Source organism: Desulfocurvus sp., assembly GCF_023230885.1.
GTDB lineage: Bacteria > Desulfobacterota > Desulfovibrionia > Desulfovibrionales > Desulfovibrionaceae > Desulfocurvus.
The window spans coordinates 1-9,133 of the sequence record NZ_JALNWM010000135.1 but is presented as its reverse complement, the minus strand read 5'-3'; the positions used below and the strand labels follow the sequence as shown (position 1 = coordinate 9,133).

Below are 9,133 nucleotides of genomic sequence, written 5' to 3'. Positions count from 1 at the left end.
TCCGCCGCCAGCGAGGAGATCAACCGCTCCGTGGAGGAGGTGGCCGAGATCGCCGCGCGGACCTCTGAAGGCATGGCCCGCTCCGCCCAGACCATACTCCATGTGGCCCGCCTGTCCGAGGATCTCAGAGGACTCATCGGCGAATTGAACGCCACGCGGGGATAGGCCGCCGGACAACGGCCGCAGGCCCCGGCCTCCCGGCCCGGGGATTGCCCCCTTCCCCGCGCGGGGGTAGAAAGGCCCAGGGCCGGGCCCCGCCCGCCAGGAGGAGCCATGTTCCGCATCCGGCGCATCTTCGACGACACCCTGCCCCGCGACCGCCAGGCCGTGGCCCGGGTGCAGGAGATTCTGCGGGCCCAGTTCCGCGACGCCCCGCCCGGGGAGTACCAGGACATCCCGGCCAAGCTGCGCGACCCCCTGGGCTACCGCTTCAAGACCATCCTGTTCGTGGCCGAGCAGAAATACGACGTGCGCGGGTTCGCCCTGCTGCTGCACGCTCCGGACCTGTCCTTCTGCTACCTGGACTATATCGGCGCCGTGCCGGGGCGCACCAGCCGGGGCATCGGCGGGTCGCTCTACGGCCGGGTGCGCGAGGAGGCGGCCCTGCTGGGCGACCGGGGCATCTTCTTCGAATGCCCAAGCGACGACCCGGCCATCTGCCGCGACGCCCCGCTGCTGCGCCAGAATGCGGCCCGGCTGCGCTTCTACGAGGGCTTCGGCGCCCGGCCCATCGTGAACACGGCCTACGAAACGCCCCTGACCCCCACGGACGACAGCCCCCCGGTGCTGGTGTTCGACGGCCTGGGGCGGCTGGCCGCGCCGCCCCTGGGCCCCACGCGCGAAATCGTGCGCGCCATCCTCGAACGCAAGTACGCCGACCGCTGCCCCCCGGGCTATGTGGACGCGGTGGTGGCCTCCTTCGGCGACGACCCCGTGCGCCTGCGCCCGCCGCGCCACGCCCGGGCCGGAGCCGAGGCCGCCGGGCCCGCGCCCGGCGCCTCGCCGTGCATCCTGCTCACGGTCAACCGCGACCACGACATCCACCACGTCCATGAGCGGGGCTATGTGGAATCCCCGGCGCGGGTGCGCTCGCTGCTGGACGCCCTGGAGCCCACGGGGCTCTTTCTGCCCACGGCGGCGCGGCGCCACCCCGAGCGCGCCATCCTGGCCGTGCACGACGCGGGCATGGTCCGCTATTTCAAGGCCGCCACGGCCAAGCTGCCCCCGGGCAAGTCCATCTACCCTTACGTCTTTCCCATCCGCAACCAGGCCCGCCCGCCCCGGGAGCTGCCCGTGCGCGCTGGCTACTACTGCATCGACACCTTCACCCCGCTGAACGCCAACGCCTACCGCGCGGCCCGGGGCGCCGTGGACTGCGCCCTCACCGCCGCCGACGCCCTGCTCGACGGCCAGCGCCTGGCCTACGCCCTGGTCCGCCCGCCGGGGCACCACGCCGAACGCCGGGCCTTCGGCGGCTTTTGCTACTTCAACTCCGCCGCCGTGGCCGCCCACCACCTGGCGGCCCACGGGCGCGTCGCCGTGCTGGACATCGACTTCCACCACGGCAACGGCACCCAGGACATCTTCTACGCCCGCGACGACGTGCTCACCGTATCCATCCACGGGCACCCGTCCTTCGCCTACCCCTATTTCAGCGGCTTCGCCGGGGAGCGCGGCGAGGGCCGGGGCCGGGGCTGCAACCTGAACCTGCCCCTGCCCGAGGAGGCCGACGGCGCGCTCTTCGCCCGGGCCCTGGACCGGGCCCTGGAGCGCATCCAGCGCTTCGCCCCGGGGGTGCTGGTGGTCAGCCTGGGGCTGGACACGGCCAAGGGCGACCCCACGGGCACCTGGGCCCTGACCCCCGGAGACTTCGAGGCCAACGGCCGGGCCATCGGCGCCCTGGGGCTGCCCGTGCTGGTGGTCCAGGAGGGCGGCTACCGCATCCGCACCCTGGGCCAGAACGCGCGGCGGTTCTTCCTGGGCCTGCGGGCCGGGGCCCACGGGCTGGCCCCGGGCGGGGGCGACGCCCCGGGCACCCGGAACGGCCGCCGGGGCTCCCCCGCGCCCGGAGCCTGAGGCGGGCGGCCCGCACGGCCGACGCGGCCTGCGCGCAGGCCGCGCCCCGCTTTTTTCTTGACCGGCGCCGGGCCGCGAGAGTAAGAAGCCGGGTGCCCCGCGAGGGGCCAGCCAACGCCCCCGTAGCTCAGTCGGTAGAGCGCGTCCTTGGTAAGGACGAGGTCAGCAGTTCAATCCTGCTCGTGGGCTCCAGCCGCCATGCCCCGGGCCCAGGCCCGGGGCTTTTTCGTTGCCCCCCGGCCCCATGTTTTCCCCATGCGTCACGAAAATGTCACCCGCCCCGTAACGACAAAGGCGTTGCGTCTTTGCTATTCCCGCCCACAGGCCGCGCGCACGGCGCCGCCAGGGGGACGGACATGAAGCCTTTGGACCGGAGCGCTTCGCTGATCATGTCGGGAATGCTGCACGTAAACCCGGAGCTGCGCGCACGGCGCGCGCCGTCGGCCTGCGGGTTCGTGTCAATGGAAAACTTCCGGGCCCTTGCGCGCGACATGCGCGAGGGCACCGTGGGGCTGGTGACCCTGGACTGCGTGGACTTCGAGGCCCTGGCCGCCGGGTTCGGCGAGGACCTGGGCCTGGCCCTGCTCGGGGCGCTGCTGGACAAGGCCCTGGACAGTTTCGCCCAGTTCTTCCCCCACTGCCGGGTCACGGGGGTGGAGAAGACCGGCATCGGCGGCTATGCCATCTTCTTTGGCACCGACCCGGCCGGGCGCTGCGACCTGTTCGACGCCTACGCGGGGTTCCGCTTCCGCGTGCAGGAGGCCCTGACCGCCCAGAGCGCGCGCTACCTGGAGCACCCGCCCGGCCTGCGCATCGGCCTGGCCCTGCTGGAGCCGCGCCCCGGCGAGGACCTGGACAAGACCCTCTTCCGGGCGCTGCTCCAGGCGCGCCGCGTGGCCGAGAGCAAGCCCGACTCCGAACGCTTCGCCATGCACCGCGAGTTCATGGACATGCTGGCCCGGGGCGACGTGCGCACGCTGTTCCAGCCGGTGGTGGACTTCTCCTGCGGCGGGGTGCTGGGCTGGGAGGCCCTGACCCGGGGCGGCGGGCAGGGCCTCATGGCCGACGCCCGCACGCTGTTCGGCTTCGCCGCCGAGGCGGGCGAAAGCCTGGCCCTGGAGCGGCTGTGCCTGGCCCGGGCCCTGGGGGCCGTGCCCCCGGGCTTCCAGGGTCGGCTGTTCCTCAACGTGCACACCCAGTCGCTGCACGACGCCGAAGCGCTGTTCGCCGAGGTGCGCGACCTGGCCGGAAAGGCCGGGGTGGCGCCCTCGGACGTGGTGCTCGAATTCTCCGAACGCAACCTGGTGGCCGACCAGGACGCCCTGCAGCGCAAGCTGGAACTGTGCCGCGCCGCCGGGCTGCTCATCGCCGTGGACGACGTGGGCGCGGGCACGACCAACCTGCACTTCCTCTCCCAGGTGCGCCCCGACTATATCAAGGCCGACGGCTCGCTCATCCGGGGCATCGAGTCCAACCCCATCAAGCGGACCATGATCGAGACCCTGGTGCTGCTGGCCCAGAAGGTCGGCGGCAAGCTGCTGGCCGAAGGCGTGGAAACGCAGACGGAATTCAGCTCCCTGGTGAGCATGGGCGTCTACGCCGGGCAGGGGCACCTCTTCGCCCGGCCCGCCGAAACCCTGGAGCGGCCCCGGGTGGAGGTGCCAAGCAAGATCGACGTGCGCGGCATCGAAAGCGGCGAACTGAACTGCCGCCTGAAGTCGCGCGAAATCGCCCAGCCCACCGTCGCCATCGCGGCGGGCACGCCCATCAGCGAGGTCAAGGCCGCCCTGGAGGGCAAGCCGCCCATGAGCAGCATCGTGGTCGTGCGCGGCGACCGGCCCGTCGGCCTGCTCATGAACTACAACCTCGACCGGCGCCTGGGCACCAAGTACGGGGTGTCGCTCTACTACAACCGGCCCGTGGACGCGCTCATGGACACCGCGCCGCTGGTGGTGGACGCCGACCAGGCCATCGAGGAGGTGGCCGGGGCGGCCATGCAGCGCGCCAACGACAAGATCTACGACGACATCGTGGTGGTGGAACGGCGGCGCCTGCTGGGCACGGTCTCGGTGCAGAAGATGCTCGACACGCTGATGCGCGTGCAGATCGAGCTGGCCAAGGGCTCCAACCCGCTCACGGGCCTGCCCGGCAACGTGACCATCGAGCAGGAGCTGGAAAAGCGCAACCGCCAGAAGACGCCCTCGGCGATCATGTACCTCGACCTGGACAACTTCAAGGCATACAACGACGTGTACGGCTTCAAGAGCGGCGACCGGGTCATCATGGCCACGGCCCAGGTCATCCGCGCCGCCGTGGCCGCCCACGGGACGCCCGCGGACTTCATCGGCCACATCGGCGGCGACGACTTCCTGGTCATCGGCGGGCCGGAAACCATCCGTGCCGTATGCGACGACATCGCCACCCAGCTGGAGGAGCGCATTCCCGAGTTCTACGAAGAACAGGACCGCCGCCGGGGCTACATCGAGGCCAAGGGCCGCGACGGACAGCCCGCGCGCTTCCCCCTGGTCTCGGCGTCCATGGGCATCCTCGACGCGACCTTCGAGTTCCCCGTGTCCCAGGAGGAGCTGTCCCACCGCGCGGCGGAGATCAAGAAGTTCGCCAAGAGCCTGGCGGGCAACTCCGTGGTCCGCGACCGGCGCGCGCCCCTGGGCTCCCAGCTCCCGGGCTGAGCCACGGCCCGCCCGGCTGCCTGCCGGATTGCATTCGGCGCCGGGGCGCGGTACAGCGGCATCCCCGGGCCGGAGCCCGGGCGGACGCGCGGCCAGGGCCGACGGGGAGGAGCGATGATCCAGGACACATTCGTCATGGGCAGCCGGTACGCGGCCCTGAACCCGGGGCTGGCCCGGGCCTTCGAGTTTCTGGCCCGGCCCGGCGTGGACGCCCTGCCCGAGGGGCGCCACGAGGTGGACGGCCAGCGGGTCTGGGCCGTGGTGGCCCGCGGGCAGGGCCGCGACCGGGGCGAGGCCCGGCTGGAGGTCCATGACCGCCACATCGACGTGCAATGTATCCTGGCGGGGGTGGACCGCATGGGCTGGAAGCCGCGCGAAGCCTGCCGCAGGCCCGCGGGGCCCTTCGACGCCGGGCGCGACGTGGGCTTTTTCGACGACGACCCCGACGCCTGGCTGGACACCCGCGCCGGGCAGTTCGCCATCCTCTTCCCCCACGACGCGCACATGCCCATGATCTCCGCAGGCGCGATCCACAAGATCATCTTCAAGGTCGCCGTGGACCAGGGCTGAGGCCCGCCGCCCGGGCCCCGGGCGCGCAGCGGTCCTGGCACGGGCGGACGCGCGGGCGGGGCATCCCGTGCCCCGGGTGCGCCCGGGGCGCGGAAAAGCGGATTCTCGGGGTGTACATGCCCGCGCAGGGAAACGGACCCCGGGCGCGCCCGGGCGCGGAAAAGCGGAGGGCCGCGAACCCCATGCCCGCGGCCCCGGCGCTTACCCGGCCCGGATCGCTCCGGGCGGCGGCCTTCAGGAAGAGTCTCCCCTCCCCCTGCCGGTCCGCCTGTCTCTGGTTATCATGAGACTATTTGAGCACCCGCATCTCGCGCTCCCTGAGCAGCCGTAAAAGCTCCGGCCTGGGCGCGGCCCGGCCCACAAGCCGGGGCGCGACGATCCCGGACCCGGCGGGTCGGCGCGCGGCAAAGGCCCGGGGCACGCGATACGCGGGACTGTCCTGCAAGAAAGTCATATACCACCAGATATCGTCCAGGCTCACATGGCGGCGCAAGAACGCCTCGGGCCCGCTGTGGCTGAAATGGTGCACCACCGCGTCGGTGGCGACCACGGCGCGGCGCCCCGTGGTGCGCAGGTGGCCGTTGATGTGGAACTCGTCCACCCGGCCGACCCCGGCGGGCACGCGCATGGGAATGGGCACCACCGCGTCCATGAGCCGCCTGTCGAACATCACGCAGTCCACGCTGATGTGGCCGAGGTAGACGTGCCTGGGCCGCTCCAGGTCCAGGTACTTCTCCACCAGCCCGTGGTGCAGGATCTTCTCCCACACGAAGCGGTGATAGACCGCGTTGGCCTCCATGGGCAGATGCGGCAGGCGCGAGCGCTCGTCCGGGAAATGGGCGCGCAGGGCGCGGTCCATGACCTGGCGCCCCGTGCGGCTCACGGGGGTGACGCACGAGGCCAGGGGCACGGAGTCGTCGCCCCGGTGCAGCTTGTAGGCCGCCAGCAGATGGTCCAGCCAGTTGGGCGTGACGAAAACATCCTCCGACAGGCGGACGATGACATCGTCGACATGGCGGGCCAGGATGAAATTCTGCATGGAAACCACGGCGGGGATCAGCCCGCGCGGCGTGACGTGTACGTCGATGACCCCCCGGTGGCGCTGCTGGAAGGACTTGATGATCACCGCGTGCTCGTCGCTCACCGCGTTGGCCACCACATAAATCTTCTTGAACCGCGAAAGGTCCGTGTAGAGCTCCAGGCACTTGACGCACAGCAGGAAGCAGTCCAGGCGGTGCGACGTAAGCAGCATCAGCACGGGCTGGATGTCCCGGGAGCGGGGGGTTATGTCGATGATGCGCGCCATGTGGCCTTCCTCTTCCGTTGGGGGCGGCTTCGCCCGGGCGGAGTCGCCCTTCTTGTTGCAAGTCTTATCGGGCGATATGGGGGGAACTTAAGGGCCCCGCATGAAAAAACCTCCGCCCCTCGCACAACATCCCGCCCGGACTGAATATAACAGAAAAACAAAAATCGATTCCCCGCCCTGCCCTGTCCGGCAAATTCCCGGGGTCGGGGCCGTATTCCCGCCCGGGGCGCGGCCCGCAACCGCTTTCCCGGCCGCCCGGGCCCGCGAGGGGGAGCCGGATAGCCGCGCCCGCAATGCGCCAGCCCCTTGACCTTTTCCCTTATCAGTAATAGTTATCAATCAAAGACCAATATGAGGACACCCCCATGGCCGAGCAAAGATCCCAACGCATGACCCGCCAACGCAAGATCATCCTTGAGGAATTGCGCAAGCTCAAGACCCACCCCACCGCCGACGAGTTGTACGACGCGGTGCGCGAGCGGCTGCCGCGCATCAGCCTGGGAACGGTATACCGGAACCTGGACGTGCTCCAGGAGAACGGCGAGGTGCTCAAGCTGGAGTCCGCCGGGAGCCAGAAGCGATTCGACGGGGACATCCGCCCGCATTACCATGTGCGCTGCGTGCGCTGTGGCCGGGTGGGCGACGTGGAGAACGAGGTGGCGGACCTGGACGTGAGCGGCGTGAGTGCCCCCGGGTTCACCATCACCGGGGGGACGGTGGAATTCTACGGCGTCTGCGACATCTGCCGCAACCAGGAGAAGGCCTCCAGGCCCGACGGCCCCCAAGGCAGGCAGTAACGCCCCGAAATCCGGGCCCACCCCGCACGGGCCCGTGTGCGCCAGGCCAGGAGCCCCCCCCCGCAGACCATCAGTGCATGGCGCACAAAAAAAACGCCCCCGGTTCCCCGCCGGGGGCGTTCCCGTCACGCACAGCAAGGCGGCGGCCTCAGCCGTCGCGCGCGGGCAGGCGCTCCCGGTGCCGGGGCGCCTTTTCGACAAGGTCGAGCAGCAGGAGCGCGGCGGTCATGTCCCTGCCGTTGCGGCGGTCCATCTCCTCCAGGATATAGTTCTTGAGCGACGCCGTGGCCTCGCCCAGCAGCGCGCCGTGCTCGGCGTCGAAGTGATAGGCCGCGTCGAGCACCTGGAGCGCCAGGTACTGCCACTCCTCGTTGGTCTGCACATGATAGCGCAATATCTCGCGAATTTTGAGCACGGCGAAGACGATTCCGTCCAGCTTGGAATAGTCGCGCGCGAAAATCTGCCCGTCGTTGATGCGCGGCGGCGGCGCGAGGAGTGTGCGCAGCTCCCCTTCGGGGTCCTTGCGCATGCGGTACTGGTCAAGGGCTATCACCGTGCCCATCGTGGCCTCCTGGGATGACAGGGTCTGCACGCCAAAGAGCGTTGCCATCTCATCGGCCATGCCCGCAAAAACCTTAACGCCTCCCCGCGCGTCGGTTCCCTGACTTTCGCGGGGGAAAACCCTGCCCCGTAAAGGTCCGTTAAGGACGCAAACTGCTACAATTCAAACATAAAATTCGAAACACGCCCTTTGGCCCGAACCTTGCTTGGCCGCAACCAAAGACCCCAACGCCCGCCACGGCGGCTGCAAGGAGAGCACGCATGCGCATTCTGGACATGGAACCCAGCCCCGAGGAAATCCGCGCCACCTTCGAGAAACTGCGCGCGAGCCTGCGCCCGGAGGTGCTTTGCGAGCTGCACAGCGGCGGCTTCCGCGAGGCGATGATCGAGGAGTACGGCGCCCTGGCCAGCGCCGCCAACGACCTGTTGAACCTGTTGCGGCGCAACAACTTCGCCGCCGGGCTGGACGAGGCCGACGCCGGGGCCTACGAGCACATCCTCGCCCGCCTGAGCACCGGCGCCCAGCGTTGCCGCCTCATCGTCGAGGAATCCGCCTCGGTGGACGAGCAGGCCATGCTGGCCATTGCCGCCACCCCCACCCGCGCCGTGAACTAGGCGCGCCGAGCACCAAGACCTTCAGGGGGCGGCCGTTTTCTGCGGAAAACGGCCGCCCCTTCGCCTTTGCCCGCCCTGCCGACCAGCCCGCTCCCGCTTCCGCCCTGCGCCCCTGGCCGCGTGCGGAGCCAAGGGGGCGTTGCCCCCCTGCGGGGCGCCGGGGGCGGAGCCCCCCCCGGCCGGGGCCCGGGGCAGCGCCCCGGCAGGCGGAAGCCGCGCAGCCCCGGCCCGGAACGGCCGCGCCGACCGCCCTGGCCCGGGCAGGGGGATTCGACTGCACCACACAAAAAACGTATAAACAATAAAATTATTTGCTAGACGTATTGACATGTAGGCGATTTTAGCCTAATAGCGGGACACACAGAAACACGCCCTCAAAACCGTATCCGGAGGTACGCCCATGTCCCGGTTCGTCCGCTCCACGACACCCCCCCCCCCCCCGGGGCCGCCCCCCCCTCCCCCTGGGGAAATCTTTCCTACCGTTGTCGTCCGGGCCGCCCCCGCCCGGGGGGGGGCGG

7 protein-coding genes and 1 tRNA gene are annotated in these 9,133 nt (G+C 70.2%); 6 read left to right on the top strand and 2 right to left on the bottom strand.

Features of this window, described 5'->3' with window-relative positions:
• The first annotated feature begins 273 nt into the window (after positions 1 to 273).
• The 4 genes from M0P34_RS10430 to M0P34_RS10415 all read left to right on the top strand — a co-directional run bounded on the left by M0P34_RS10430 (position 274) and on the right by M0P34_RS10415 (position 5,336).
• Entirely contained in the window at positions 274 to 2,076 is a 1,803-nt protein-coding gene (locus M0P34_RS10430) for a histone deacetylase family protein (RefSeq protein ID WP_291498854.1), read from the top strand.
• Between the two features lie 116 nt (positions 2,077 to 2,192).
• Positions 2,193 to 2,268, top strand: a tRNA-Thr gene (locus M0P34_RS10425).
• Between the two features lie 299 nt (positions 2,269 to 2,567).
• Positions 2,568 to 4,766, top strand: coding sequence for a GGDEF domain-containing protein (locus M0P34_RS10420; RefSeq protein WP_291498853.1), 2,199 nt, complete (start codon positions 2,568 to 2,570; stop codon positions 4,764 to 4,766).
• A gap of 114 nt (positions 4,767 to 4,880) precedes the next feature.
• A complete protein-coding gene (locus M0P34_RS10415) occupies positions 4,881 to 5,336 on the top strand; it encodes a YhcH/YjgK/YiaL family protein (RefSeq protein ID WP_291498852.1) in 456 nt (151 codons plus the stop codon).
• A 289-nt stretch (positions 5,337 to 5,625) separates the two neighbouring features.
• On the opposite strand, the gene M0P34_RS10410 is transcribed toward M0P34_RS10415, so the two are convergent.
• Positions 5,626 to 6,642: a glycosyltransferase family 2 protein gene (locus tag M0P34_RS10410; protein ID WP_291498851.1), complete on the bottom strand. Its 1,017-nt coding sequence runs from the start codon at positions 6,640 to 6,642 to the stop codon at positions 5,626 to 5,628.
• 365 nt (positions 6,643 to 7,007) lie between these two features.
• On the opposite strand from M0P34_RS10410, the gene M0P34_RS10405 reads away from it, so the two are divergent.
• Complete coding sequence (locus M0P34_RS10405) at positions 7,008 to 7,439, top strand: transcriptional repressor (protein ID WP_291498850.1); 432 nt, start codon at positions 7,008 to 7,010, stop codon at positions 7,437 to 7,439.
• Between the two features lie 148 nt (positions 7,440 to 7,587).
• Here the strand turns inward: M0P34_RS10405 and M0P34_RS10400 are convergent, their stop codons facing one another.
• Entirely contained in the window at positions 7,588 to 8,031 is a 444-nt protein-coding gene (locus tag M0P34_RS10400; RefSeq protein WP_291498849.1) for a hypothetical protein, read from the bottom strand.
• A gap of 230 nt (positions 8,032 to 8,261) precedes the next feature.
• Here M0P34_RS10400 and M0P34_RS10395 point away from each other — a divergent pair, with 230 nt between their 5' ends.
• Complete coding sequence (locus M0P34_RS10395) at positions 8,262 to 8,615, top strand: hypothetical protein (protein WP_291498848.1); 354 nt, start codon at positions 8,262 to 8,264, stop codon at positions 8,613 to 8,615.
• Positions 8,616 to 9,133 lie beyond the last annotated feature (518 nt).